Origin of the sequence: Aeromonas sp. s3 (assembly GCF_040907805.1) — a bacterium.
Classification (GTDB): Bacteria; Pseudomonadota; Gammaproteobacteria; order Enterobacterales; family Aeromonadaceae; genus Aeromonas; species Aeromonas dhakensis.
Map to the genome: position 1 here is coordinate 211103 of NZ_JBFOCQ010000028.1, position 26324 is coordinate 237426.

Genomic DNA, 26324 nt, shown 5'->3' on the forward strand with positions numbered 1-26324 from the left:
GCAAAGGCCTGCGGTTTCAGTACTGGGGGCAGGCTTGTGCCATCCGGGCGGCTTGCCGCTCGCTGACATGGGTGAGGCCGTAGGCCAGCAGCACGATCAGCGCGCCGATCCAGGGGGTGTGCATCAGGCCAAGGTGCTCCACCACCAGGCCGCCGACCACGGAGCCCAGCGCGATGCCGACGTTGAAGGCGGCGATATTGAGGCCGGAGGCCACATCCACCGCCCTCGGCGTGTGCTGCTCGGCCTGTTTCACCACCAGCACCTGCAGGCCCGGTACGTTGCCAAAGGCAAAAGCGCCCCACACCAGCACGGTGAGCACCGCCAGCACCGGGTGTGGCGCGGTGAAGGTGAGCACCAGCAGCACCAATGCGAGACCGGCAAACAGCAGCTTCAACGCAGGCAGCGGGCCCATGCGATCGGCCAGCTTGCCGCCCCAGATATTGCCGACGGCGACCGACACTCCGTACACCAGCAGAATGAGGCTCACCGCGCCGGCGCTAAAGCCGCTCACCTGCTGCAAGATGGGGGCGAGGAAGGTAAAGGCGGTGAAGGCGCCGCCGTAACCGAGCGCTGTCTTGGCGTAGACCAGCAGCAGCGGCTTTTTGGTGAGCACCGAGAGCTGCTCGCGGATAGTCGAGGCGGCTCCTTTGGGCAGGTTATTGGGGATCAGCAGCAGGCTGCCCACCATGGCGACCAGCCCCAGCAGGCTCACCACCAGAAAGGTGTCGCGCCAGCCGAAGACCTGACCAATCCAGGTGCCGAGCGGGACGCCGGTCACCAGCGCGATGGTGAGGCCGCTGAACATGATGGCGATGGCGCTGGCCGCTTTCTCTTTGGCCACTAGGCCGGTGGCGATGGTGCTGCCTACCGAGAAGAAGACCCCGTGGGCCAGCCCGGTCAGGATGCGGGCCAGGATCAGGCTCTCGTAACCGGGGGCCTGCCAGGCCAACAGGTTGCCGGCGGTAAAGAGCGCCATCAGCCCTACCAGCAGCCACTTGCGCGGTACCTTGCCGGTCAGCGCCGTGAGCACGGGGGCGCCGATGGCCACCCCAAGGGCATAGAGGCTGACCAAGAGGCCCGCCGAGGGGAGCGAGACATTCAGCTGTTCTGCGATGGTGGGGATAAGCCCCACGATCACGAATTCGGTGGTGCCGATCGCAAAGGCACTTAAGGTGAGGGCAAACAACGCCAGTGGCATAACAACTCCTTGGATGGTGACTCCCGACGGGAGAGTGGCGCCAGTATGCCGAGGGCGTTTGTTGGCAAAAATGACGGCGACATCAAATTACTTTTGCCAAATCAGCAGCAATGCGCCGTGAAATGGGGTTGCTGGAGTGGCTGAGGCAACGCGGCAAGTACAACTGGTAGCGCACGAGGTGGGTGCAGAGACAACGCGCACGGCAGCAATCCGTGCATAGCGAGCCCAGACAAAGAGAAAAGAGGAAAGAGGTAATAAGTAAAGGGTTGAGGGAAGGCGCTGGGAGATCGGCACGGGCGGCTGTGGTGCTGTGTTGGAGACAAAAAAGCGGGAGGCATGATGCCTCCCGCTCAGGTTCTCGTCGATGTTGTCGGGTTTTCTTTGCTCCCTTCTCCCCTTGCGGGAGAAGGGTTGGGGATGAGGGGGGCCTGATGACCCAAAAAGAGGAGCTTGCCCTCACCCTGACCCTCTCCCACAGGGAGAGGGGATAGTCCGTGGCTGCAATAGGCTCGTGAGGGTTGCCGCTATCCGCCGCCTAAGCGAGAGGCCATGGCTCCACTTCCCTTTAATCCCAATCTGGCGCAAAGTCCGGGTTGGCACAGCGCTCGCCCCGCTCCAGGGTGGCGATGGCGGCCAGCTCGTCGGCAGTGAGGGTGACCTTCAGCGCCGCCAGGTTGGCGGCCAGATTCTCCCGCTTGGTGGAGCTCGGGATCACCGTCATGCCCTGGGCCATCAGCCAGGCCAGCGACACCTGGGCCGCCGAGACGCCGTGGCGCTGGCCAATTTCCATCAGCAGCGGCTCGGTGAGCACCTTGCCATAGGCCAGCGGCATATAGGCGGTGATGGCGATGCCGTGATCCTTGCAGAACTCCACCACCTTGCGGTTTTGCAGCAGCGGGTGGATCTCCACCTGCTGGTGGGCGATGGCGCCCGGCCCCAGGATCTCGATGGCCTGTTTGAGCTGGGCCACGGTAAAGTTGGAGACCCCGATCTCGCGAGTCAGGCCCCGGGCCTTGGCCTCGGCCAGCTGCTCCAGATAGACCGTCATCGGCACCTCATCCCTGGGGGAGGGCCAGTGGATCAGCGCCAGATCCAGATAGTCGGTGCCCAGTTTTTCCAGGCTCACCTCCAGGCTCGGGATCACCTTGCCCGGACCAAACTCGCTGGTCCACACCTTGGTGGTCAGGTAGATATCCTGGCGGGGCACGCCGCTCTCGCGCATCAGCTGGCCCACTTCGGCCTCGTTGGCGTAGATCTGGGCGGTATCGATATGGCGGTAGCCAAGCTCGAGCCCCTGCAGCAGGGAGTCGCGCAGGGGTTGGCCGGTCAGGCGAAAGGTACCAAGACCCAGGTTGGGCATCTTCATCATTTATTCCTCGAATGGGTTGTAAAAATGCGCTCGGCGGCGCGGCACATCAGGCGTCCAGCGGTTGATAGCGGCGAATGGTGCTGCCGGCAAACCAGGGTTCGGCCGTGGCGACAAATTCGGTGAAATGGGGTTGGCCCTGATGGGCGGTAAGGGCGGCATCGCTCTCCCACACCTCGTAGAGCATCCAGCTGTGGGGATTGTCCAAATCCTGATGCAACTGGTAGCGCAGGCAGCCAGCCTCCTGCAAGGTGGCCGCGATCAAGGGATCCAGGGCGGCGCGAAACTGGGGGGCGAATTCGGGTTTGGCTTCAAGCTGGGCAATCACAATCACGGGGGATGACATCTGAACCTCCTTGCAAAAACGAAGGGTCAGTATGCCCGCCGTCTATCACAGGAAACAGGGCGCTGGCCACAAAACAGTATTGAAGGGAGAGCAGCAATCGCGGTAGTGAGATTTTTTATGACTGATTATCTTAATTTGTCATTAGTGACCCTGTTTCTGCTATATGAACCAGTCTTTTGATAATTGAGGATGAGTTCAACGATTGTGTCTGATCTATTTGTAATGAATACCTAAAAAGATTAGCTAGTCTATGTATCTCATCAGTAATAAATTCATTATCCATATCGATGTAGGCCATTAGAAAATATGCGGATATTCTACGGTTGATATTTTCAACATATTCTGAAGTCGTTGGTGCAATATCGCTAGCAACATATTCAAAAAGGCAATATATATAATAAAGTAAATATGGAAGCCTTGTGTATAAATATCGTTGCTGACTATAAATTTGTTCAACACCTGAAAAAATAAAATTTATGTTCAGTAAATCTGTTTTTATCGATGAGTGTTCGGTAAAAAGATGCATCGCATGATTACAAACTCTATCGAAGCTATCATAGCTCTTTTTGTCATACCGTAATTCAGAAATATATTGACTGCTGAATATTTCCCTTAACCCCATCTTATCTAAAACAATGTCTATTCGTTGAGCATGGCCTACTGGCCCACCTCCATTTTTAGGTCTGAGAAATAATGGGTTTTTAGATAAATGCTCTACAAATGAATTTTTATCTATCGCCATTGACTCAAGCAGATATAAGCTTTCCTGTAATGGTTTTCGCAACAACATAAAGGAAACTGCCATTTTACCTTTTTTGGATGTAGATAGGCATTCAAAAATACAATGTAACATGTCTGATAAGACTGCTGGCAGCACAACAGTTCGTATTACTAAATTTCTTTGCTCACTTCTGTTATTTTCTTCAAGCCAATCCAAGATATGTTGGTCGGTCTTTTCTAAAGAAGAAACTTCTTCTTCATTTATATTTATAGACTGATTGAAAACATCATGCATCTCCCCAGACTTAATAAATTCCACCATGACATCGTGAATATATAAACACAATTCATGAGAACGCTCAAATTCTGTCGGGAACATCATTTTTCAGTGTTATCCTGTAATAGTCCTAGCGCCGAAATATAATAGCATGATATCGCATAGAATAAGCAGCTGAAAAATGCTGACTTGCTTCCCCATAGGGGTTAGATGCAGTCTGGCCCAGACCAGACTGCAAATTCATTTTTCGGGGTTCAACAAAGTGGAAGCTGCAGCCAGCGGGAAAATCGAACAGGGACACTAACTATGGTGCCCCCGCGCTAGCTACCTTGCTCTGGGTCTCAGCAATATGGGGCTATAGAACACCAGCAGGGCGCCCTTTTGCCATCAGGCGCTGGCCGGCTCCGACCAGACCGCAAATTCATTGCCGCTGGGCTCGACGAAGTGAAAGCGGCGGCCACCGGGAAAGTCGAACAGGGGCCGAACTATGGTGCCCCCTGCGCTGGTCACCTTGGTCTGGGTTGCGACAATATCGGCGCTGTAGAACACCAGCAGGGCGCCGCCTTGCGCACTCTGGCTGTAGAGATCTGCGCGATAGAAGCCGCCATCCAGCCCTTCTCCCTCGAAGGCGCAGTAATCGGGGCCATAATCGGCAAATTGCCAGCCGAAAGCGGCCTGAAAGAAGGCTTTGGTGGCGGCAAGATCCCTGGCCGCAAACTCCACATAGTTCAGTTTTTCATGGGCCCTGGTCATGAGGATCTCCTTGTCGGTGATTATTTCGGTTGCCAGCGTTTTTGCGTGCGGATCGTGGAGTGGGGCAAGGCGTCCCAAGGGGTCAGCTTGAGCTGCTTGCGCCGAAACCAGAGCCAGGTTGCCATCAGCAGACCGACCCCTATGCCAAACAGCAGGCTCTGGCGCAGGGCAAATGCCGGGCTCACCTCATGTTGCCAGCCGAAGAACCACATCAACACCCCCCAGATAGCGCCAGTGGGGATCCCCAGAGCAAGGACATTGACCAGAAAGCGTTCGTAGTGGGGCGGCCTGATGGTGAACCCCGCCTTTCGCAGCAGCCAGGTGATCGGCGGGTTGTAGTTGAGCGTCTGCACGCCTTTCTCTGCCAGCTCCCGGTGGGCGGCGGCCAGCCTGTTGTCGAATATCATAGGTCGTCCTTGTAATAGCGTGGCGCCATACGATGCCAGTTGACGGCATTGTACTGACAAGGACGGAGATAAAACAGGCGGTATGTCACGATACGAAGCGACGCCTCACTTGCCAACCCAAGGACATTGCGCCTATAAAGGCCCATTACTCTTGTCGGGATTGCAGCAATGAAGACCCATTCTGATGAACTGACCCTGTTTGTGGCGGTGGTGGAGGCGGGCAGCTTTCGCCAGGCGGCGGAGAACCTCGGCATGGACAATTCGGTGGTGAGCCGCGGCATCAAGCGGCTCGAGGAGAAGCTCGCCACCGTGCTGCTCAATCGCACCACCAGGCGGGTCAGCCTGACCGAGGAGGGGGGCTGGTTCTATCAGCGGGCGGTGAAGATCCTGACCGAGATGAGCGAGGCGGAGGGGCTGCTGCTGATGCGCCGCGAGCAGCCGGAGGGGGTATTGCGGGTCGATGCCGCCACTCCTTTCATCCTGCACCGGCTGGTGCCCATCATCGGCGAGTTTCGCCGCCGTTATCCCGCCATCGAGCTGCAACTGCACAGCTCCGAGGGCTTTATCAACCTGATGGAGCGGCGGGTGGACATGGCCATTCGCATCGGCGAACTGACAGATTCTTCCCTGCGGGCGCTGCCGCTGGGCCGCTCGCGGCTGCGGCTGCTGGCCTCCCCCGACTATTTGCGCGAGCACGGCACACCGCGCCAGCCGGCGGATCTGCTGAGCGGGCACGAGCTGCTCGGCTTTTTGCACCCCGATCACCTCAACCACTGGCCGCTTCTGAGCCAGGAGCAGGGGGATCGCTTTCCCATCACCCCGACCCTGCGCGCCAGCAGCGGTGAAACCCTGCGCCAGCTGGCGCTGCGGGGGCAGGGGATCGTCTGTCTGTCGGATTTCATGACCGGGCCGGATCGGACGAGCGGGGCCCTGGTGGAGGTGCTGGCCCGCAGCAACAGCGGCGCCTCGCGCCCCATCAATGCGGTCTTCTACTCCGATGCCCAGCGCGACATCCGGCTGCGGGTCTGGCTCGATTTCCTCAAAGAGCAGCTGGGCTGTCATGCCCTGTGATCCCGCGGCCGGGTGAAGGGGGTAGGGGCTTCAGCGAATAAGCAGACGGCCGCCTCAAGGGGCGGCCGTCTGCCTGGGAAGGTGGGGAGGGCTTAGCGGGGCAATCTGCCCCATACCCGGCTGAGCAGAGCGCCACCCATGGCAGGCGGCACGGCCAGCAGCAACGTCCCATACCAGGGGAGCTCAGCCAGGGTGGCGGCCAGGACGATGCAGGTGAGCACCAGCAACTGGGCAACCATCATCAGCAAGGTGCCTTCACGGGGGGTCAGCGCCGCCTTGTGGGTGACACAGGTTTGGGCGGTGGGGGTGTGAGTGGTGGTCGGCTTCATGGCGATGTCCCTGGGTTGCGTCTGATATGACTCAACGATGACTAGCAATGGCCGTTCCAAAGTTTTTCGTGTTACTTATCAATCAGTTGTGTATGTGCATGCCATTCCCGTTTCGGGAGTGATGCAAAATCGTTCGCAAAATGAAAACGCCACCCCAGGGTGGCGTCTTGTTTGAGCTAAGGCGGTTCAGCCGATCCGGTATTGGCGGATCTGCTCGTCTATCGCCTTGGCCAGTTCGAACAGCTCGCGACTGGCGGCATTGCTCTCCTCTGCATGTTCGCGCTGGTGCTCGGCCACCATGGCCAGCTCGTCCAGCGCCGCTCTGGCTTGTCCCATCTGCTGATCCTGCGCCTGGGCCAGCGCACTGATCTCGTTTATCTCGAGGGCGGTCTGCTTGATCTGGCGGCTGGCATCCATCAACACCGCCCTGGCCTGATGCATGCGGTCATGGCTCTCTTCACTCAGGGTGCGGGAGTCAGCCATGGAGCCGCTGGCCTGGCGGGTACCCTCCTGCAGGCGCAGGATGAGATCCTGCACATCCTTGGTGGCGGTCTGGGTGCGCACCGCCAGCTGGCGCACCTCGTCGGCCACTACGGCAAAGCCGCGCCCCATCTCGCCCGCCCGCGCCGCCTCGATGGCGGCGTTGAGCGCCAGCAGGTTGGTCTGGTTCGAGACGTCACGGATGAGGTTCATGATCTGGGTGATGTTGTTGCTGTCCTTGACCACCTCTTCGAGCAAGGCGGAGGAGCTGCCGATGCTGCTGCGCAGGGTGTCGAGCTGCTGGGCGCTCTGACTGACGTCCCGCTCGATGGCGAGCATGTGATCGGCGATGCGGTGGGTCACCTCGTTGACCCCCTCCGAGCGACCGGCAATCTGCTCGGCATTGTCGCCGATGAGGGCGACCACGCTGCTCAGCTCCTGGATGCTCTGAGCCTGCTGGCAGGCCTCTCCTGCCAGGGCCTGCGCCTGATGCAGGGATTGGGAGGACTGGGCCGAGAGGGCGCTGCCTGACTGCTGGAAGCGGGAGAAACTCTGGTTCAGGCTCTGGATCAAGCGGTTGAAGCTCTGCGCCATCTGGCCCAGCTCCGACTGATCCGAGAAGTCGAGGCGGGTCGCCAGATCCCGATCGGCGGTGATGTGGTGCATGCCGTCGGCGGCCTGGCGAATGGGGCGGCTGATGGAGTGGGCGAGCCAGGCGGAGGCCAGCATGGCGAGCCCGCCGATAGCCAGCGACACCATGATGATAAGCCGGCGGGATTCGCTGCGTCCCTCCTCCAGTTCTGCTGCATTGATCTCGCCTATCAGCAGGCGATTGAGTGCCGGAATGTAGCGCACGGCGATCAGATAGGTCTCTTTCCCAAGCGTCAGCGCCTGGACCGCGACCTGTTCTCTGGCTGCCGGGATCAGCGTCCTGACGGTGTCGAGGAAGGCGCTCTGATGGTGGGCAGCCTCTTTGAGCTCCTGCTCTGGGTGGATCTCGATATGACCCTCCATGTCGGCCAGATAGACCTGCCCGCTCTTGCCTATCCGGTAGCTGCTGATGAGTTTGCGCAGTGCGCTCATGTCGATGGAGGTGCCGGCCACCGCCAGAGTCTTGCCCCCTGCCGTGACGGCGGTATTGATATAGAGGGAGGCACGCTTGTCAAAGTCGGAGATGTCGAGGTTCAGCTCGTAGGGCTTGCCCCGTTTCAGAAAGCCGTAAAACCACTCGTCTTTGGGATCCGATGCGCTCAGTCTCTTCTGGGCCGTGGTGCCGTTGCTGAAGTTGAGCAGGGTGGCGCTCTGGCGCGGCGCGATAAACACATTGCCCCCGATGCGTTGCTGCAGTGCCAGAAAGTAGCGCTCCATGACCGGCCACTGCTCGGCGGGCATCTCCTGGCTCAACCAGTCGATGACAAAGCTGTTGCCGGCCAGTGCCTCGGCTTCGGTCAGGTGCTGGGTCAGTTCGGCGGTCAGCTGGTTGGCGATGCGCTCCACGCTGCTTGGCAATTCATAGCGTTCCACCCGCTGCTGTGCCTGGTCGTGGGAGATCTGCTCCAGGATCAGGGTGATGCAGCTGATGGCAATGATCATCAGGATGGCTACTCCGAGCAGGATCCGGCTGCGGATCCCGAGCCCCGACCAGAGTGATTGCAATCTAACAAGGTGTATCGCCCGCTCCATAACGCTCTCCTGTATTAAATAAGGTCGCATATGCGACCCAAGAGATGATTATAGATAGATAGCTCAATTGAGAATGGCTGACATGAAATCGTCATCAAGGCAGGGGCGGCTGGCAGGGGACCGGCAGGCCATAAAACAAGAGGCCGACATTGCTGTCGGCCCCTTCAGTTTTTATTTCAAGGATATCGGTTGCCCGATCACTCCTCTTCGGCCCAGCGGCGTGAACGCTCCACCGCCTTCTTCCAGCCGTTGTAGCGCTTGGCGCGATCATCGCGGTCCATCTGCGGGATGAACTCGCGGTCCACGCTGAACTTGTCTTCCAGCTCTTCCGAGCTCTTCCAGAAGCCGACGGCCAGACCAGCCAGGAAGGCGGCACCCATGGCGGTGGTCTCGATCCGGGTCGGACGCACTACCGGGGTGTGCATCATGTCGGCCTGGAACTGCATCAGGAAGTCGTTGGCAACCGCGCCACCGTCCACCTTCAGGGCGGCCAGCTTGATGCCGGAGTCCTGCTGCATGGCGTCCAGCACATCGCGGCTCTGATAGGCGATGGATTCCAGCGCGGCACGGATGATGTGGTTGCGGTTGGCGCCGCGGGTCAGGCCGACCATGGTGCCGCGAGCATACGGATCCCAGTAGGGGGCGCCCAGACCGACGAAGGCCGGTACCAGGTAGACGCCGTTGGTGTCGCCCACCTTGGAGGCAAAGTAGTCGGTGTCGCGAGCATCGTGAATGATCTTCAGCTCGTCACGCAGCCACTGGATGGTGGCGCCGCCCATAAACACCGCACCTTCCAGCGCGTAGTTCACTTCCCCTTTCGGGCCGATGGCGACCGTGGTCAGCAGGCCGTTGCTGGAGCGAACCGGCTCGGTACCTGTGTTCATCAGCATGAAGCAGCCGGTGCCGTAGGTGTTCTTGGCCATCCCTTTTTCGAAGCAGAGCTGGCCGAACAGGGCAGACTGCTGGTCACCGGCGATACCGGCGATGGGGATACGGGAGCCGCCGCCACGGGTGGTGTAGCCATACACCTCGGAAGAGGGTTTCACTTCCGGCAGCATGGAGGCAGGGATGCCCAGCTCGTCCAGCATGCGCTGATCCCACTTCAGGTCGCGGATGTTGTAGAGCATGGTACGGGAGGCGTTGGTCGGGTCGGTGACGTGCACTTCGCCATTGGTCATCTTCCACACCAGCCAGGTATCGATGGTGCCGAACAGCAGCTCGCCGTTCATCGCCTTCTCGCGGGCCCCTTCGACGTTGTCGAGGATCCACTTCACCTTGGTGCCGGAGAAGTAGGCGTCCAGCACCAGACCGGTGTTTTCACGCACGTACTCTTCCAGGCCGCGGGCTTTCAGCTCTTCACAGATGGCCGCGGTACGGCGGCACTGCCAGACGATGGCGTTGTAGATGGGTTTGCCGGTGGCCTTTTCCCATACCACTGTGGTTTCACGCTGGTTGGTGATGCCGATGGCGGCGATCTCTTCGCTGCGCAGGCCAGTCTTGGCCAGCACTTCGGTGAAGACGGAGGACTGGGTCGCCCAGATCTCCATCGGGTCGTGCTCCACCCAGCCCGCTTTCGGGTAGTGCTGGGTGAATTCGCGCTGGGAGGTACCGACTATGTTGGCGTCCTGGTCAAACACGATGGCGCGGGAGGAGGTGGTACCCTGGTCCAGAGCGACGACATATTTCTTTTCAGCAGACATGATGTTCTCCACGTTTTTATTTTCCACGTTTTTACACGTTGGGGAGGGCCGCTCTTAGGCGGCGGCCTCTTCTTTAGCGGTTTGGGCAGCTTGCTCGGTGGCGGCAACACGGTTGCCCGGCACACAGGGAGCCAACACTTTCACATAGAGGGCGGTACCAATCTGGGCGCCGACGATGGGGCCGAGGATGGGGACCCAGAAGTAGGGGTTGTCACGACCACCGGTCAGGGCCACGTCACCCCAGCCGGCCAGGAAGGCGAACAGTTTGGGGCCGAAGTCACGAGCCGGGTTCATGGCAAAACCGGTTAACGGGCCAAGGGAGGCGCCGATCACCGCGATCAGGATACCGATCAGCAGGGCGGCGGCGAAGCCTTTGGGGGCGCCGTTGTTGTTGTCACCCAGTGCCATGATGCCCAGCATCAGCACGGCGGTGATCACCAGCTCGACGGTGAAGGCCTGCATGTTGGAGAGCAGGGCATTCGGGTAGGTAGAGAAGATGCCGGCGGTGCCGAGGCTCTCGACGCTGCCACGCACCACGTTGTGGGTCACTTCCCACTGGCTGAAAAGGTTACCATAGAGGAAGTAGACCAGCGCCGCGAAGCAGAAGGCGCCAGCCACCTGGGCGATGATGTAGGGCACCACCTTGCGCTTGTCGAAACCGCAGAAGGTCATTAGCGCCAGGGTGACCGCAGGGTTGAGGTGGGCACCTGAGATGCCGCCGGTCACATAGATGGCGATGGCGACGCCCAGACCCCAGGTAATGGAGATTTCCCATTGCCCGAAGTTGGCACCGGCTAGCACCAGTGCGGCCACGCAACCGACGCCGAAGAAGATCAGCAGGCCGGTTCCGATAAACTCGGCGATGCACTCGCCAAGCAGGGTATTGGGTCTTTGTATGCTCATACCGTTATTCCTTATATCCACCCAGAGTAGGTTTGATGTTCCGTTTTGTTGTTTTTCATTCCCATTGTTGCGCCCGAAAACGTTTCTTCTTGTTTTTTGAGCTGACGCAAACGTTATGCTCGTTTGCGCTCGTTCTCGGACGAGAGAGAAAATAAACCGAAATCGACCATTCACCACTCCCTCCCCGCAGGAAATGTGGACAAGATCCCACTCATTGCTAAGAAAATGTGACGGAAAGCAAGTTGATACCGTGATTATACCACTTAGTGGGTATCCAAAGGCCTTGCTACACAAGGGATTGCGGCTGATGAGTGATTACTCATCTGACACTTTCTTTTGTAATAAAACTGCAATATTTCCGACTACATCACAGATTAAATGTTCACATATGAGCACAATAGGCTCGCTTTCGAATCGGGACTCCTCTGATTGGTCAGCATGGACAGGGCACCCTCAACCGCCCACAACAACAATAAGGAAGCAGAACATGCTTAGTCTCTTCAGGCCTGCACCACACATAGACAGGCTCCCGGCCGACAAGGTCGACCCCTTCTACAAACGCATGCGTTGGCAGGTGTTCTTCGGGATCTTCTTCGGTTATGCCGGTTACTACCTGGTACGGAAAAACTTCAGTCTGGCGATGCCTTATCTCATCGAGCAGGGCTTCTCCCGCGGTGATCTGGGCCTGGCCCTGTCCGGCGTTTCCATCGCCTACGGTCTCTCCAAGTTCCTGATGGGGAACGTGTCGGACCGCTCCAACGCCCGTTACTTCCTCTCCGCCGGTCTGCTGCTGTCGGCCGGTATCATGTTCATGATGGGGACCATGCACTGGGCCACCTCCAGCATCGCCATCATGTTCGTGCTGCTGTTCCTGAACGGCTGGGCACAGGGAATGGGCTGGCCGCCCTGCGGTCGCACCATGGTGCACTGGTGGTCGCAAAAAGAGCGGGGCGAAATCGTCTCGGTCTGGAACGTGGCCCACAACGTGGGTGGCGGCATGATAGGCCCGCTGTTCATTCTGGGGATGGGCTGGTTCAACGACTGGCGCAGTGCCTTCTACGTGCCGGCCGCCGCGGCTGCCGCCATCGCGGTGATCGCCTTCTTCGTGATGCGCGATACCCCGCAATCCGTGGGCCTGCCGCCCATCGAAGAGTTCAAGAACGACTATCCGAAGGATTACAACGAGAGCCACGAGCAGGAGTTTTCCGCCAAGGAAATCTTCATGAAGTACGTGTTGCACAACAAGCTGCTGTGGTACATCGCGATCGCCAACGCCTTCGTCTACCTCATTCGCTACGGTGTGCTGGACTGGGCGCCGACCTACCTGAAAGAGGCCAAGGACTTCAGCGTCGACAAGTCCTCCTGGGCCTACTTCCTCTATGAGTGGGCCGGTATTCCGGGCACCCTGCTGTGCGGCTGGATCTCCGACAAGATGTTCCAGGGCCGCCGCGCCCCGGCCGGTATCCTGTTCATGGTGCTGGTGACCATTTCCGTGCTGGTTTACTGGTTCAACCCGGCCGGCAACCCGACTATCGACATGATGGCTCTGGTGGCCATCGGCTTCCTCATCTACGGTCCCGTCATGCTGATCGGCCTCTATGCTCTGGAGCTGGCGCCGAAGAAGGCGGCCGGTACCGCGGCGGGCTTCACCGGTCTGTTCGGTTACCTGGGTGGCGCGGTCGCGGCCAACGCCATGCTGGGTTACACCGTTGACCACTTCGGCTGGGACGGTGGCTTCATGGTGCTGACTGCCTCCTGCTTGCTCTCCATCGTGCTGCTGGCGATGACCCTCAAGCACGAGAACGAGTCGATTGCCGCCAAGGCTGCTGTTCATAAGGCATAAAACGTGATCCTGCCCTTATCGATTGGAAAAGGGATCAGGTAAACTGCCCAAGGCCCCGCATCTGCCGGGGCCTTTTTTCGTCTCATCATCGGAGTTCAAGCGTGAAGCAAACCCAACGACATCTGGAGATCCTGGACGTCCTGACGCGGCAGGGCTTTGTCTCGACCGAGGATCTGGTGACCCATTTTGACGTCAGCCCCCAGACCATTCGCCGGGATCTCAACGATCTTGCCGAGCAGAACAAGATCCGGCGCCACCATGGCGGGGCCTCCCTGCATTCGAGTACCGTCAACACCGCCTACAGCGCCCGCAAGGTGATGCAGCTCAAGGAGAAAGAGCGCATCGCCCGGGAAGTGGCCGCCAACATCCCCGACGGCTCGTCGCTGTTCATCGACATCGGCACCACCACCGAAGCCATCGCCCGCGCCCTGCTCGATCACCGCGAGCTGCGCGTGGTCACCAACAACCTCAACGTGGCCAGCATCCTCACCGCCAAGGATGACTTCACCGTCATCATCGCCGGCGGCGAAATCCGCAACCGGGACGGCGGCATCGTGGGGGAGGCGACCCGCGACTTCATCGGCCAGTTTCGGATGGACTACGGCGTCATCGGCATCTCTGGCATCGACAGCGACGGCTCACTGCTCGATTTTGACTACCACGAGGTGAAGATCGCCCAGGCCATCATCGCCCACTCCCGCCAGGTATTCCTGGCCGCCGACCACACCAAGTTCGGTCGCAACGCCATGGTCAACCTCGGCAACCTCAGCCAGATCCACGCCCTGTTCACCGATCAGGAGCCGCCGGAGAAGCTGATGCGGCTGATGTCCCAGCATCAGATCGAGTGTCACATCTGCTGAGTCGCCGTTAATCCGCTCCTGCATCAGGCCGCCATCGGGCGGCCGCTTCGTTTTCAGCCTCCCGCCTTTCTGCTTGCCCTCATTCCACTGCCGATGCTGCGCTGATCACCCCAAAAAGCGCGAACTCGCTCACAGCCTCGCCCCCGTTTTCCCCATGCCCTGCCGCTTTATCACCGACCGGCAGCATTTTTAGCATTGCCAAAACAATCGCGATCACATTTTCTCCATAAAATGTTCGTTTATCATTTTTTCATGCTCTAATATGAGCGAAATCAAACATTGCGACGGTTTCGCAAGATCAAAATAAGAAAGTAGGTGAACATGAGCGAACATTATGATCTGGTCGTCGTCGGCGGCGGCATCAACGGGGTAGGCATTGCGGCTGATGCGGCAGGGCGGGGTCTGAAGGTTGCCCTGTTCGAGGCGCGCGATCTCGCCTCTGCCACCTCTTCCAACTCCAGCAAGCTGATCCACGGCGGCCTGCGCTATCTCGAACACTACGAATTCCGGCTGGTGAAAGAGGCGCTGGCGGAGCGGGAAGTGCTGCTCGGCATGGCCCCTCACATCGCTCGCCCCATGCGTTTTCGCTTGCCCCATCGCCCGCACCTGCGCCCGGCCTGGATGATCCGCGCCGGCCTCTTCCTCTATGACAACCTGGCCAAGCGCGACAAGCTCAAGGGCAGCTGCGGCGTGCGCTTCCTGCCGCAGGACGGTCTCACCGCCGGCATCAGCAAGGGATTCGAGTACTCGGACGCCTGGGTCGACGACGCCCGGCTGGTGGTGCTCAACGCCATGATGGCGCGCGACAAGGGTGCCGACGTGCAGACCCGCACCCGCTGCGTCAAGGCGGTGCGCGGCTCCAAACACTGGACCCTGACTCTGGAGCGGGAAGGGGGCGAGCAGTTCAACGTCACCTGCCGCGGCCTGGTCAATGCAGCCGGCCCCTGGGTCAAGACCTTCTATGACGAGAGCCTGCACGAGAAATCCCCGCGCGGCATTCGCCTCATCAAGGGTAGCCACATGATAGTGCCGCGCATCCACGAGCGCGAAGAGGCTTACATCCTGCAAAACGAGGACAACCGCATCGTCTTCGTCATCCCTTATCAGCAGGACTACTCCCTCATCGGCACCACGGACGTGGAGCACAAGGGCAGCCCGCGCGAAGCCAAGATCAGCGACGCCGAGATCAACTACCTGTGCAAGGTGGTCAACGCCCACTTCACCCGTCAGATCGCCCCCAAAGACGTGATCTGGACCTACGCCGGTGTGCGCCCCCTGTGCGACGACGAGTCTGACTCGCCGCAGGCGGTGACCCGCGACTACACGCTGGAGCTCAGTGGCGAATCCGATGGCGCGCCGCTCTTGTCGGTGTTCGGCGGCAAGCTCACCACCTACCGCAAGCTGGCTCAGGCTGCCTGCAACAAGCTCAAGCCCTGGTTCAGCCAGATGGGGGATGACTGGACCGCCAGCAGCCGCTTGCCCGGAGGCGAGTTCGACTGCTCGGTGCGCGAACTGGCGCGCGCCTTTGCGCTGGAGTTCGACTGGCTCGATGATCGCAGCGCCCTGCGCATTGCCGAGGCCTATGGTGCCCATGCCCGCCTCTGGCTCAAGGAGCCCCGTGGTCAGCACTTTGGTGCCGGTCTGTACGAAGCCGAGGTGCGCTACCTTATCGAGCGGGAATGGGCCTGCACCCTGGAAGACATCCTGTGGCGCCGCAGCAAGCTGGGGCTGCGCCTCTCCGACGCCGAGCAGCAACAACTGGCTGCCTGGCTGAGCGAACACCATCACGCCCTGCCAAAAGCAAGCTGACCCCCTGCGGGCGGCCTCGGCCGCCCGCCGTAAAACTGCAATAAACCTCTGTTATAACAATAACCTACATCCCATAAACAATAACAAAGAGCACCGCGCATGAAAAAACATACTCGCTCCCTGATTGCCCTTGGTCTGGGGGCTGCCCTGGCATTGCCCGCGCTGGCCGCCGATGAAGGCAAAATCGTGATCGCCCACCGGGGTGCCTCCGGCTACCTGCCCGAACACACCCTGGAATCCAAGGCCCTGGCCTACGGCATGGGGGCCGACTATCTGGAGCAGGATCTGGTGATGACCAAGGATGACCAGTTGGTGGTGATGCACGATCACTTCCTCGATGGCATCACGGACGTGGCCGAGCGTTTCCCCGGCCGGGCCCGCCCGGATGGTCGCTACTATGTGGTGGATTTCACCCTGGACGAGGTGCGCTCCCTGCGCATGACCGAGCCGTTCCAGCTGGTGGACGGCAAGCAGGTGCCCGTCTATCCGGCCCGCTTCCCGCTATGGAAGTCCAGCTTCAAGATCCACACCTTCCAGGAAGAGATCGAGATGATCCAGGGGCTCAACAAGAGCACCGGCAAGAACATCGGCATCTACCCGGAGATAAAAGCCCCCTGGCTGTTCCGCCACGAAGGCAAGGACATCTCCAAGGCGGTGCTCAAGGTGCTGAAGGAGTACGGCTACACCAGCAAGAACGACAAGGTCTATCTGCAGTGTTTCGATACCAACGAGCTCAAGCGCATCAACAGCGAGCTGATGCCTGCCATGGGGATGGACTTGAAGCTGGTGCAGCTGATGGCCGAGACCGACTGGAACGAGACCATGGTCTACGACAGCAAGGGCAAGGCGACCCCCTACAACTATGACTGGATGTTCAAGCCGGGCGCCATGAAGGAGATCGCCGCTTACGCCGAAGGGATCGGCCCCTGGAAGCCGATGATAGTGCCGGAGCCGGGTACTCTGGGCAAGCCGACCTTCACCGGCATGGTGAAAGAGGCCCATGCGGCCGGCCTCAAGGTGCATCCTTATACTTTCCGTCAGGATGAGGGCCAGATCCCGGCCTACGCGAAAGACTTCACCGATCTGCTGAACATCTTCCTCTATCAGGCCGATGTGGATGGCGTGTTCAGCGACTTCCCCGACAAGGCGGTCGAGGTGATCAAGGCGCACGGCAAATAGTAAAAGAAGAGCAACACGGGAATGCAAGCGGGGCCAGGTGCCCCGCTTTTTTATGTCTGCTGGCAAGGGAAATCAGCAAGGGCGTAACTTTAAGTTTACGATTTTGGTGTTTTAAGCATGTAGATAGCACTACTTTCTGGTCGAAAGGGTCTCTTTTGTGGTCATTTATCCATCTGTCAGCGAATAAGTCCGCTAGTTTCACTTGATTGTTTGTTTTTAATTGGTAAGGTGGGGGCGGTTGCGTAACAAAGAGCTGACTTGTGTAAACAAAATTGAACGGTCGGCGCAGTTGGCTTGAAACAGTAGAGAGAATGAGAAAATGCAAAGAGACCCCCTGAACAACATCCATATCCAGTCCGAACAAGTGATGATCACGCCTGCCCAGCTCAAGGAGAAACTGCCCATCTCCGATCGCGCGCTGGCATTCGTGCAAGGGGCCCGCAATACCATCGCCGACATCATCCACCGTCGTGATCACCGTCTGCTGGTGATCTGTGGTCCCTGCTCCATCCACGACATGGACGCCGCCAAAGAGTACGCAACCAGACTCAAAGCGCTGCATGACGCCTATCAGGACACTCTCTACATTGTCATGCGGGTCTACTTTGAGAAGCCACGCACCACGGTCGGCTGGAAGGGCTTTATCAACGACCCGAACCTGGATGGCACCTTCGACGTGGAGCTGGGGCTGCACCGGGCCCGCGAGCTGCTCTGCTGGCTGGCCGAGCTGGAGTTGCCGCTGGCCACCGAGGCGCTCGACCCTATCAGCCCGCAATACCTGGCGGAGCTCTTCTCCTGGTCGGCCATCGGTGCCCGCACCACAGAATCCCAGACCCACAGGGAGATGGCGTCCGGCCTCTCCATGCCGGTCGGCTTCAAGAATGGCACCGACGGCAACCTGGGTACCGCCATCAATGCACTGCAGGCCGCCTCCAGCCCTCATGCCTTCATGGGGATCAACCAGCAGGGCCAGGTCGCGCTGCTGCAGACCCAGGGCAACCCGGATGGTCACGTGATCCTGCGCGGCGGCAAGCACCCGAACTACGATTCGGTCAATGTGTCGCTGGCGGAAGAGGCGCTGGAGAAAGCAGGCCTGCTGCCCGGCCTGGTGGTGGATTGCAGCCACGGCAACTCCAGCAAGGATCACCGCCTGCAGCCCAAGGTGGCTGACAACGTGATCCATCAGATTGAGGAGGGCAACCGCTCCATCATAGGGGTGATGCTCGAATCCAACCTGTTCGAGGGCAACCAGTCCAGCGAGCAGCCCAAGTGCGAGATGCGCTACGGCGTCTCCATCACCGATGCCTGCATCGACTGGGAGACCACGGACGCGCTGCTGGCCCGTTGCCACAGCCAGCTGGCGGCGCCACTTTTGGCCAGAACCAAGGCATAAGCCGTGGTATCTTGTCATCATTGACTGAACAATCGAGGTGTCACCGGCCGAGGCGGTGGCACCTCGTTGCCTCTTGAATCACAGGGCGTCGCTGCGGGCGGCGCCGCAGGGACCGGATATGGCTGAAGAGTTGAATGCCCTCAGGGACAAAATCGATGCGGTGGACAAGCAGCTGATTGATCTGCTGGCCGCTCGTCTCGCCCTGGTGGGGGAAGTGGGGGAAGTGAAGAGCCGGCACGGCCTGCCCATCTATGCACCGGATCGGGAGGCGAGCATGCTGGCCCGCCGCCGCGCCGAGGCCGAGGCTCTGGGAGTGCCGGGTGATCTCATCGAGGACGTGCTGCGTCGGGTGATGCGCGAGTCCTATATCCTGGAGTCCGCCAGCGACAAGGAGCACCACTTCAAGTGCATGAAGCCTGACCTTGGCAAGGTGGTGATCATCGGTGGTCAGGGGCAGCTCGGCCGCCTGTTCGGCAACCTGTTCAGCCTCTCGGGCTACCGGGTCGAGACCCTGGGTCAGGCCGACTGGCCGCGCGCCGACGAGATCCTGCAGGGCGCCGGGTTGGTGATGGTGGCGGTGCCCATCGACGTCACTTGCCAGGTGATCGACCGGCTCGGCAACCTGCCGGCGGACTGTCTGCTGGTGGATGTGACCAGCGTCAAGGGCGAACCGCTCGAGCATATGCTGGCGGTGCACAAGGGGCCGGTGCTGGGGCTGCATCCCATGTTCGGGCCGGACGTGGCGAGCCTCGCCAAGCAGGTGATCGTCTGCTGTCAGGGGCGCGACAACGATGCCAGCCAGTGGCTGCTGGAGCAGATGACCATCTGGGGCGCGCGTTTGCAGCAGGTGGAGGCCAGGGCCCACGACGAGGCGATGACCTTTATCCAGGCGCTGCGCCACTTTGCCACCTTCGCTTACGGCTGGCACCTTTCCCGTGAGCAGGCCAACCTCGACCGCCTGCTGGCGTTGAGCTCCCCCATCTACCGGCTGGAGCTGGCCATGGTGGGACGGCTGTTCGCCCAGGATCCCCACCTCTACGCCGACATCATCTTGTCGTCGCCGCAGAATCTGGCGATGATCCGCCGCTACTACCAGAACTTCGGTGAGGCGCTGGGGCTGCTGGAGCGGGGAGACAGGGAGGGCTTCATCGAGGCCTTCAGCCAGGTTTCGGGCTTCTTTGGCGAGCGGGCGGACGAGTTCCTGCGCGAGAGCCGCACCCTGCTGGCCCAGGCCAACGATCGTCGCCATCACGGCTGACGATGACCAAAAGCAAAAGGGGCCGACAGGCCCCTTTTGCTTTTGCATGCCAGCGCGCGTTGTGCTGCCTCTATTCCGGCTGTGGCAAGCGCAGATCGGCGCCATCCCAGCCCAGCGGCAGGGTCAGCAGCTGATCGATCAGCTCCCGCCGATCGGACTTTTCCAGATAGGCAAGGTAGAGAGGACGGCTCAAGGCCTGGGCGCCTTCCACCAGGTGCAGGCGCCCCTGCTCGAGGAAAGGGCTCACCATGCGCCTTGGCAGGTAGGCCGCACCGCCGTTGGCCAGCACGAACTGCAGCGCCATATTGGCGGAGCTCGAGTGCAGCACAGGGGTCTTTTGCAGGCTCTGCAGCCGGCTGGGCTGGGGCTCAAAGCTGGTGCCCCAATCCAGATGAATGTGCGGCATCTGCATCAGGCTGTCGGCGTTGGCCGCGCCATCCCGGCTCACCAGCTCGAACACCAGCTCACCGATGGGGTGCAGGGCAATCTCGTCGATCTTGGTCGGCTCGGAGAGCAGGGCGAGGTCGAGGGAGCGCTCCAGCAACTGGCGGCACAGGTGCTCGCGGGAGGCGGTCTCGAGCCGTACCGCAAGGCCGGGGGCCAGGGCATAGACATGGTTGAGCCAGTCATTGAAGTCGAGCTCCCAGAACACCGCGGGGGCGCCGATGGCGAGCTGCTGGCTGAAACCGGGGGAGAGGGCCACATCCTGCTTGGCGCGGCCCAGGGTATGTAAGATGGCGTCTGCGTAGGGCAGCAGACGCTCACCGGAGGCGGTCAGGCGGATGTTGTTGCGATGACGGGCAAACAGACTGACCCCGAGTTGCTGTTCGAGCTGGCGGATCCGAAAGCTCACCGCCGACTGGGTCAGGTAGAGATTTTCAGCAGCCCGGCCGAAGTGCCGGGTCTTGCTGACCTCGATAAAGGTCCGAAGCAGTTCGGTATCCATTAATCGATGGACTCGTCGCTACCGCTGCCACCTTCAAAACCGCCGCCACTCGCTTCCTCGTTGGCACCGCCAGCGACGGTGCACAGACGGTGCACGCGCTTGGGACCGATCACCTTCAGATACTTGAACCACACCTTGGCGTGGGGGTTGTTGCCGGCGGCGCCGGACTTGACCTGCTCGATGAAGGCGCTTTCCACGTCATCGCGCGCGGCCAGGTTGCCCTGATAGAGCGCCAGCATGGCGGTACCGTATTTTTCCAGACTGTCCGCTTCGGCCACAGTGAATTCGCCACTGCGACGCAGGCCACGGGGAAAATGTTTGAAGTCGTTGAAACGCTTGTCTGATTCGAAGCTCATAGTGCTCTTTTTCTGGTTAGTTTGACCTTTGCGGGCAAGTATCATCAGGCCGTCGCAGAGTGCAAAATCAATTTTTTCACTATATTGATAAATCTCTTTCATCGAAAGTGATTTGCCGCGGATCCATGGGCCCGGGTCGGCTGAAAAGGGCAAAAAAGTGAGAAAAAAAGCGGAGTTATGTCAGGTTCTGTAAAGGTTGGCGGGGTGGGAAACAGCACAATCTGTTACAAATAAAGCGCCATTCGGCGCTCTATTTGATGTCATTCATGAACCAAAGCGGGAGGTTTGGTCTCGGTAGAGACTCACTCGATCATGGCTGGCTGAGCCAGGGTATCGGCACGCCACAGACGGTAGCGCACTTCATACTCCTGCGGTACGTAGAGCACGAACGGCAGCTTGGAGTTGTAGTTCACGAAGAAGCCCTGACCGTAGATCTGGACGAAGGCCTCTTTCTTCTGGCCATCCGGGCAAGCCATCAGGGTGCTGATGGGATCGGACACCTTGCCGAGCATCAGGTAGTTGTAGCCCCAGCCTTTGACGCTGTGCTGTTCCAGGTTGCCGGCAAAGCGCGGCACATTGCAATCGACCATCATTTTCTTGCCGACCTGCAGCTCGACCATCATGTCGGCTTCGTTCTCGACTTCCGGCAGGCGGATCACCACACGTTCCTGGTTCACTTCGGCGGCCGGGAACATGCTGATATCAAATTTTTTCGGTTCGGCGGCGAAGGCATGGCCGCCCAGCAACAAGGCGCCCAGCAGGCTAAAACGCAATACGGTTTTCATCTGTACCTCATGGGGTTGGTTCAACGCCGCTAGACTAACCGCTCTGCCCGTTTCATGCCAGCGATCTGCTACGTAAAAACTGCGTAAAATGATGCAGATCCGGCACACAATGACGTGTTCTGGCTATTTTCTGACAGGGTGCAGATCCGCCGAACGACAGGCCGGGCTGAAAACGCGGGTGGCCAGCCGGGATCCTGTGTTCATCGGGATCCCCTGGCCACCCGACTCCATCAGCGCACCAGCAGCACCTGCTTGGCCCAGGCGCCGGGGGCCCGCATGCCGACGGCGCCGCTGGTGATATCCAGATAGGCGACCCCCTTGCTGGCCGGCACCGGGGTGGAGGACCAGAGGTAGACGTAACCGTCGTTCACCTCTTTGCCGTCACCGGCCATGGCGCGGGGGAATATGGTTTCGTTGAGCGCCGGCTTGTAGCAGGCGGACTCCAGCACGCTGGCCAGCTCCTTGATGGTAGGCAGGCGCCAGCCGCCGTGGCCGCCAAAGTTGTAGAGGGCATGGCTTGGCTCGGTGCGGATCCGCTCGGCGGTCAGCAGGGCCTGCTGCCAGTAAAGCCGGGTCGGTTCGCCTTGGCAGCTCTGGTTGCGCCAGGTCTGGCCGAGCTGGCAGCGCATCCAGGTCAGGCCGGTGGAGCGATCCGTGACGGTGCCGTTGCCGCGGTCGATGAAGCGGGCGGTGGGGCTGGTTCTGGGCATGTTGTCATCACAGATGGCGGTGGCCAGGGCGAGGGGGCTGCCAAGGGTCAGCAGCAGGGTCAACATCAAGCGGTTCATCGGGTTACCTCCGCCACCAGTCGCAGTTGCAGACCGTTGGCATCATCGCTGTTTTGAACTGTGGTGGCGTAGTCGGTGCCGGCGTCATCGCCAAGGAAGATGTGGGCGATGGCGCTGATGGGGGCGCTCTCCAGCCGACGCGAAGGGGTCAGGGTCTGGCTCCAGTAGTAGCCGCTGAAATCCTTGCTGGTGGTGCCGACATCGGGGAAGTAGCGCACGTCCATGCTCACCGGCTGGTCGTCCTGGCGGGCGAGGGAGCCGTAGTGCTGCAGGCTCATCAGCTCGCGCGAGTGGGGCATGCGCCAGTGAGTGATGCCGCACAGCTGCTGGGCGTTGAGCAACTGGCGGTACTGCTCCGTGGTGCAGATGGCCTCGCCATCCGGGCAGGCGTAGTCCAGCTCCTGCTGGGTGGGGTGATAGTCGTCAAGCTCCCAGGCGAAGGTGCGGTGCAGATCCCGCGGGCTGGCGGGATCATCGAGCTTCTTCTCCCAGACCAGGCCGGTATTGAGATCCTCCACGCACTCCCAGACGGGGGCGTCATCGGCCAGCGGCTGCCCCTTGCCGCCGAGCTTGCGATAGCGCAGCGGCGCCTTGTTGAGGCTGGCCTCCTGCCCCGGGTAGTCGGCGGGTTCCTGGGTGAGCAGGTAGTCGACCCCGTCCGTGTAGGTGGTGACGCCACTGCCGGTGATCAGTGGATGGGAATGCTGTTGCAGCAGCCGGGCGCGGACGTTTGCCTGCTGGCTGGCCAGCTCGCCATGCAGGGCAAAGTGGCTGGCCAGCTCGGGCAGCAGGCTGCCGATGGCAGGCCACACCAGCATATGCAGGGTGGCGGTGGAGAAGTCCTCCTGGGCCTGTAGATCGGTCTCGACGACCGCCTGCAGCAGCTGGCCCAGCGCCAGGTTGAAGTCGCTCAGCCGGGAGAGGGTGGCCAGATCCTGGCCCGGTTGCAGCGGTGCCAGCGCACTCAGCAGCTCGCCGAGGGCTTGCCTGGGGGGCTGCCCCTCGGCGATGCGGTATTGCAGCAGGGTGCTGAGCGGGCTGGGGGTCAGGTGCTGATCATCGAGCCGGGCGGCGGGATGCAGCAGCACGGGGGCGGCCGGGTTGCTTGGCAAGAACAGCAAGGTGCTGGTCAACAGGGCCGGGGCGCTGCCGCTCAGCCGGTGAGTACCGGCCGCGCCGCTGACACTGGGCTCCCCCGCATCACAAGATGCATTCTGGTTGAGGTTGACGCACAGGGTGCCGGCTTCGGGCAGGGTCACGGTCAGGCTGTAGTCGGGGACCGCCAGCGGCGCCTCGTCCGAGCCGCCACCGCCACCGCCACAGGCGGTGAGCAGGGGGGCCAGCAGGCAGGCCAGGCGGGAGTAATGTGGTGTCATCTCTAGTCCTTGGGGAGGGGGCCTTGGCCCCCTCTTCTTATATATGGATGGGGTGGATTCAGGTGCGCTGGCGCAGGCGGCGCCAGAGTGCCAGCGGTAGCAACCAGAGCAGGTTGGCTGCCCCGCCGCCGCTGCCGTCGTCCACCTGGAAGTGGATGATGCCGTCATCGGGTGGAGTGACCGGCTTGCTGCACTGGGCGCCGGTGCGCTGGCTGATGCTCCAGCCGTTGATGCGGCCCTGGTTGCCGGGCTTGCTGTCCACTATCTCCAGCGTCCAGCGACCGGCCAGCGGCTCGCCTTCCAGCGCGCTGAAGGGCTGCAGGGGCAGCAGCTCGGTGGGGAAGACCCCCTTGAGGCGCGGCAGCGGGCTGTAGCCCTTGTCCCAGATCTGGATGCGGGTGCCGGAGGGGGAGTTGAGCCAGATCTCCAGCTCATCGAGCGCCGGGTGCTGCAGATCCAGGTTCAGCTGCAGCCGGTTGCTCACCCTGGCCTCGCTGCTCTCTATCAGCAGGCTGGTTTCGCTGAGGCCACGCACCTCGTCGCTGATGGCATCGCTCAAGGTGAGCGGCTGACCACTGGCGCGGCTGACGATGGGGGCGCCGATGGGCAGGGTCAGCGACTGTTGCCACTGGCGCTCGGTCGGACTGGTGCCGCTCATGGCGAGGCTGACCGGCAGCGCCACCTCGTCGCCACAGGCGAGCGGGCTCTGGGCCAGCATGCGCAGGGTGGTGGTCATGCTGGCACCCGCCGCGAGGGTCGCCGGTTGCCAGCTGTAAGGATCGGCCTGCAGCCCGCTTGGCAGCTGGAGGGCCAGCTCGTTCAAGGTCACCGGCGCCTTGCCTTGGTTGGTGAGGGTCAGCTGCACCGACTGGCGCTGCCCCAGCTCGATGACGCTGCCATCACTCAGGCCCACATTGACCGGTGCCTGCAGCAGGCCGTGCTGGCGAAACGCCTGCTCCAGCAGCCTGGCATAGGGGCGCGCCGGGTAGAGGCGAGCGGCGGTATCCACCGTGATGCGGGCCAGCTGCGGCATGCGGATGGCCGGGCCAAGACCGAAGTGGGACTCGATGATCAGGCGATCAAACTCGTCCCGCACCCCTTCGCCCTGCTCGGCGACCGCGGCCAGCAGCGCCTGGAACAGCGGGGTGCCCCACAGCTGGTCGCCATTGCTGCCGTTGATGGTGCGGTGGGCCGGGTAGTTGTAATCCGGGTGGTAGCGGGCGCGCAGATCGTCCAGCTGACGCGGGGTGCGGTCGGTGAAGCGGGCATCCCAGTTGAACACCATGGCGGGCTCGAACTGGCGACCGGCTTCGCTGCGCTGGCGGTGGCTGGCGGCCAGGTAGTCGCTGAAGCCTTCGCCGATGGCGCCCCAGTCCGCCTCGTCCCCCAGATCCGGCACTATGTGATGCTGCACCGCATGGCCGAACTCGTGCCAGATCACCATGGGATCCTCGGCATCGGGCACGCCGCTGCGACCCAGTTCCAGCCGGCGTTCGAAAGGATCGTAGAGGGAGTTGTCCTGATAGCCGGCCTCGGTGTCGATGTCGAGCGCCCCCGGAATGAGATCGACAAAGCCGAGGTGCTTGAGGTGGCGCTGGGCCAGATCCAGATGGTAATAGGCGTTGATGTCGGCAAAGCCGCGATCATCGCGGGTGAGACGAAACGCCTGCGGGCTGTCGGCGCTGAAGGGGGCTGTATCCGGTTCCATCGCATCCACTACCCGGGCGTGGGGGCCGCTCAGCAGATAGCGTCCGCCCGCCAGGGTGACCGGCAGCGGCACCTTGTCCTGATAGGCGGCGTCCGCCAGTTGCAGGGCTTCGTGCCAGACCAGGCTGGCGTCGCGCAGCTGGGTGCGGGGATCCGGATCGAATACCCGAGCCTCCAGCTGGGTGTCGCCGGCGTCGGCGACGCGGCTGGCCCGGGTGGTGGCCGCATCCATCCAGCGACCGAGCTCGCGGCTGCCGTCACAGCTGGCGAAGAGCTGCACCTGGCTGGCCTTGGCGTTGCCCGCCTGATGCTCGCGTATCCGCTGGCGCAGGGCCGGCACCAGGGTGTCACCGTCGCGCCAGTACCAGGCTTCGACCGGACCAAGGGTGTCGATCTCGCTGCCGCCATCGCGCAGCTGTTCCAGCAGGGGATCCAGATTGCCGGCGGCGTCGCAGCCGGGTTCGCGGCTATCCAGCGGCCGGCTGTTGTGATAGATGCGCCAGGGCTTGCCTGTTTGATCGACGCTGACGGCGGCCTGGATGGTGGCCACCGGCAGGCCGTTGACCAGCTGGCGGAAGCTGTAGTGATGGCCGAGCAGGCTGGCCCGCTCGTAGTCGGGGGCCAGGCTCACGCCAAGGCGCTGCTCGAGCCACTTCTGGGGCGTCGTGGTCAGCGGCTGTTCATCGACAAACTGCAACTCGGCCGCCAGCAGCGGCTGGGAGAGCAGGGTTGCCGCCAGCCAGAGGGCCAGGGAAGAGGGTTTCATGGTTTACTCCAACACAAAAATGAGA

At 61.1% G+C, this 26324-nt stretch carries 24 protein-coding genes; 7 read left to right on the forward strand and 17 right to left on the reverse strand.

Annotated elements, in window-relative coordinates; translation table 11 throughout:
* Positions 1–16: 16 nt before the first annotated feature.
* The 6 genes from AB5Y98_RS16085 to AB5Y98_RS16110 form a co-directional block, all read right to left on the reverse strand.
* Positions 17–1198, reverse strand: a complete 1182-nt coding sequence (locus tag AB5Y98_RS16085; protein ID WP_005299532.1) for an MFS transporter — start codon at positions 1196–1198, stop codon at positions 17–19.
* 565 nt (positions 1199–1763) lie between these two features.
* Entirely contained in the window at positions 1764–2567 is an 804-nt protein-coding gene (gene dkgB, locus AB5Y98_RS16090) for a 2,5-didehydrogluconate reductase DkgB (RefSeq protein WP_368232271.1), read from the reverse strand.
* Positions 2568–2613: 46 nt separating this feature from the next.
* On the reverse strand, positions 2614–2910 hold the full coding sequence (locus AB5Y98_RS16095) for a putative quinol monooxygenase (protein WP_368232272.1): 297 nt from the start codon (positions 2908–2910) through the stop codon (positions 2614–2616).
* 130 nt (positions 2911–3040) lie between these two features.
* A complete protein-coding gene (locus AB5Y98_RS16100) occupies positions 3041–4012 on the reverse strand; it encodes a hypothetical protein (protein ID WP_157835336.1) in 972 nt (323 codons plus the stop codon).
* A gap of 282 nt (positions 4013–4294) precedes the next feature.
* On the reverse strand, positions 4295–4660 hold the full coding sequence (locus tag AB5Y98_RS16105; protein ID WP_368232273.1) for a VOC family protein: 366 nt from the start codon (positions 4658–4660) through the stop codon (positions 4295–4297).
* Positions 4661–4680: 20 nt separating this feature from the next.
* Positions 4681–5067 carry a DUF6404 family protein gene (locus tag AB5Y98_RS16110; protein WP_010634385.1) on the reverse strand — a complete coding sequence of 129 codons (387 nt, stop codon included), beginning with the start codon at positions 5065–5067 and terminating at the stop codon, positions 4681–4683.
* Positions 5068–5235: 168 nt separating this feature from the next.
* On the opposite strand from AB5Y98_RS16110, the gene AB5Y98_RS16115 reads away from it, so the two are divergent.
* Positions 5236–6138, forward strand: a complete 903-nt coding sequence (locus AB5Y98_RS16115) for a LysR substrate-binding domain-containing protein (protein ID WP_139725641.1) — start codon at positions 5236–5238, stop codon at positions 6136–6138.
* A gap of 92 nt (positions 6139–6230) precedes the next feature.
* Here the strand turns inward: AB5Y98_RS16115 and AB5Y98_RS16120 are convergent, their stop codons facing one another.
* From AB5Y98_RS16120 to AB5Y98_RS16135, 4 genes are all read right to left on the reverse strand, one after another.
* A complete protein-coding gene (locus AB5Y98_RS16120; protein WP_042050833.1) occupies positions 6231–6467 on the reverse strand; it encodes a hypothetical protein in 237 nt (78 codons plus the stop codon).
* A gap of 186 nt (positions 6468–6653) precedes the next feature.
* Positions 6654–8630, reverse strand: a complete 1977-nt coding sequence (locus tag AB5Y98_RS16125) for a methyl-accepting chemotaxis protein (protein WP_054545139.1) — start codon at positions 8628–8630, stop codon at positions 6654–6656.
* 197 nt (positions 8631–8827) lie between these two features.
* The gene (gene glpK / locus AB5Y98_RS16130) at positions 8828–10330 is read right to left on the reverse strand and encodes a glycerol kinase GlpK (RefSeq protein ID WP_005299552.1); all 1503 of its coding nucleotides are present in this window, start codon (positions 10328–10330) and stop codon (positions 8828–8830) included.
* A gap of 54 nt (positions 10331–10384) precedes the next feature.
* A complete protein-coding gene (locus AB5Y98_RS16135) occupies positions 10385–11233 on the reverse strand; it encodes an MIP/aquaporin family protein (RefSeq protein ID WP_005299554.1) in 849 nt (282 codons plus the stop codon).
* A 487-nt stretch (positions 11234–11720) separates the two neighbouring features.
* Between AB5Y98_RS16135 and glpT the strand changes: the two genes are divergently transcribed.
* The gene (gene glpT, locus AB5Y98_RS16140; RefSeq protein WP_005299556.1) at positions 11721–13076 is read left to right on the forward strand and encodes a glycerol-3-phosphate transporter; all 1356 of its coding nucleotides are present in this window, start codon (positions 11721–11723) and stop codon (positions 13074–13076) included.
* Between the two features lie 101 nt (positions 13077–13177).
* Positions 13178–13936 carry a DeoR/GlpR family transcriptional regulator gene (locus AB5Y98_RS16145; RefSeq protein ID WP_005299558.1) on the forward strand — a complete coding sequence of 253 codons (759 nt, stop codon included), beginning with the start codon at positions 13178–13180 and terminating at the stop codon, positions 13934–13936.
* Positions 13937–14015: 79 nt separating this feature from the next.
* On the opposite strand, the gene AB5Y98_RS16150 is transcribed toward AB5Y98_RS16145, so the two are convergent.
* Positions 14016–14153 carry a hypothetical protein gene (locus AB5Y98_RS16150; protein WP_017765987.1) on the reverse strand — a complete coding sequence of 46 codons (138 nt, stop codon included), beginning with the start codon at positions 14151–14153 and terminating at the stop codon, positions 14016–14018.
* Between the two features lie 104 nt (positions 14154–14257).
* Here AB5Y98_RS16150 and glpD point away from each other — a divergent pair, with 104 nt between their 5' ends.
* The 4 genes from glpD to tyrA all read left to right on the forward strand — a co-directional run bounded on the left by glpD (position 14258) and on the right by tyrA (position 19575).
* Positions 14258–15745 carry a glycerol-3-phosphate dehydrogenase gene (gene glpD / locus AB5Y98_RS16155; protein WP_017765986.1) on the forward strand — a complete coding sequence of 496 codons (1488 nt, stop codon included), beginning with the start codon at positions 14258–14260 and terminating at the stop codon, positions 15743–15745.
* 99 nt (positions 15746–15844) lie between these two features.
* Positions 15845–16924, forward strand: coding sequence for a glycerophosphodiester phosphodiesterase (gene glpQ, locus AB5Y98_RS16160; protein ID WP_201892142.1), 1080 nt, complete (start codon positions 15845–15847; stop codon positions 16922–16924).
* Between the two features lie 319 nt (positions 16925–17243).
* The gene (locus tag AB5Y98_RS16165) at positions 17244–18317 is read left to right on the forward strand and encodes a 3-deoxy-7-phosphoheptulonate synthase (RefSeq protein ID WP_017779394.1); all 1074 of its coding nucleotides are present in this window, start codon (positions 17244–17246) and stop codon (positions 18315–18317) included.
* 118 nt (positions 18318–18435) lie between these two features.
* On the forward strand, positions 18436–19575 hold the full coding sequence (gene tyrA, locus AB5Y98_RS16170; RefSeq protein ID WP_206865417.1) for a bifunctional chorismate mutase/prephenate dehydrogenase: 1140 nt from the start codon (positions 18436–18438) through the stop codon (positions 19573–19575).
* Positions 19576–19645: 70 nt separating this feature from the next.
* On the opposite strand, the gene hdfR is transcribed toward tyrA, so the two are convergent.
* The 6 genes from hdfR to AB5Y98_RS16200 form a co-directional block, all read right to left on the reverse strand.
* Positions 19646–20521: an HTH-type transcriptional regulator HdfR gene (gene hdfR, locus AB5Y98_RS16175; RefSeq protein WP_005299567.1), complete on the reverse strand. Its 876-nt coding sequence runs from the start codon at positions 20519–20521 to the stop codon at positions 19646–19648.
* The gene (locus tag AB5Y98_RS16180; RefSeq protein ID WP_010634377.1) at positions 20521–20877 is read right to left on the reverse strand and encodes a DUF413 domain-containing protein; all 357 of its coding nucleotides are present in this window, start codon (positions 20875–20877) and stop codon (positions 20521–20523) included. The genes hdfR and AB5Y98_RS16180 overlap by 1 nt, the downstream gene beginning before the upstream one ends.
* A 302-nt stretch (positions 20878–21179) precedes the next feature.
* Complete coding sequence (eco, locus tag AB5Y98_RS16185) at positions 21180–21662, reverse strand: serine protease inhibitor ecotin (protein ID WP_148113239.1); 483 nt, start codon at positions 21660–21662, stop codon at positions 21180–21182.
* Between the two features lie 230 nt (positions 21663–21892).
* Complete coding sequence (locus AB5Y98_RS16190) at positions 21893–22450, reverse strand: DUF1566 domain-containing protein (protein WP_005299575.1); 558 nt, start codon at positions 22448–22450, stop codon at positions 21893–21895.
* On the reverse strand, positions 22447–23826 hold the full coding sequence (locus AB5Y98_RS16195) for a DUF1566 domain-containing protein (RefSeq protein WP_368232274.1): 1380 nt from the start codon (positions 23824–23826) through the stop codon (positions 22447–22449). The genes AB5Y98_RS16190 and AB5Y98_RS16195 overlap by 4 nt, the downstream gene beginning before the upstream one ends.
* Before the next feature lie 58 nt (positions 23827–23884).
* Positions 23885–26299 carry a proprotein convertase P-domain-containing protein gene (locus AB5Y98_RS16200; RefSeq protein WP_368232275.1) on the reverse strand — a complete coding sequence of 805 codons (2415 nt, stop codon included), beginning with the start codon at positions 26297–26299 and terminating at the stop codon, positions 23885–23887.
* Positions 26300–26324 lie beyond the last annotated feature (25 nt).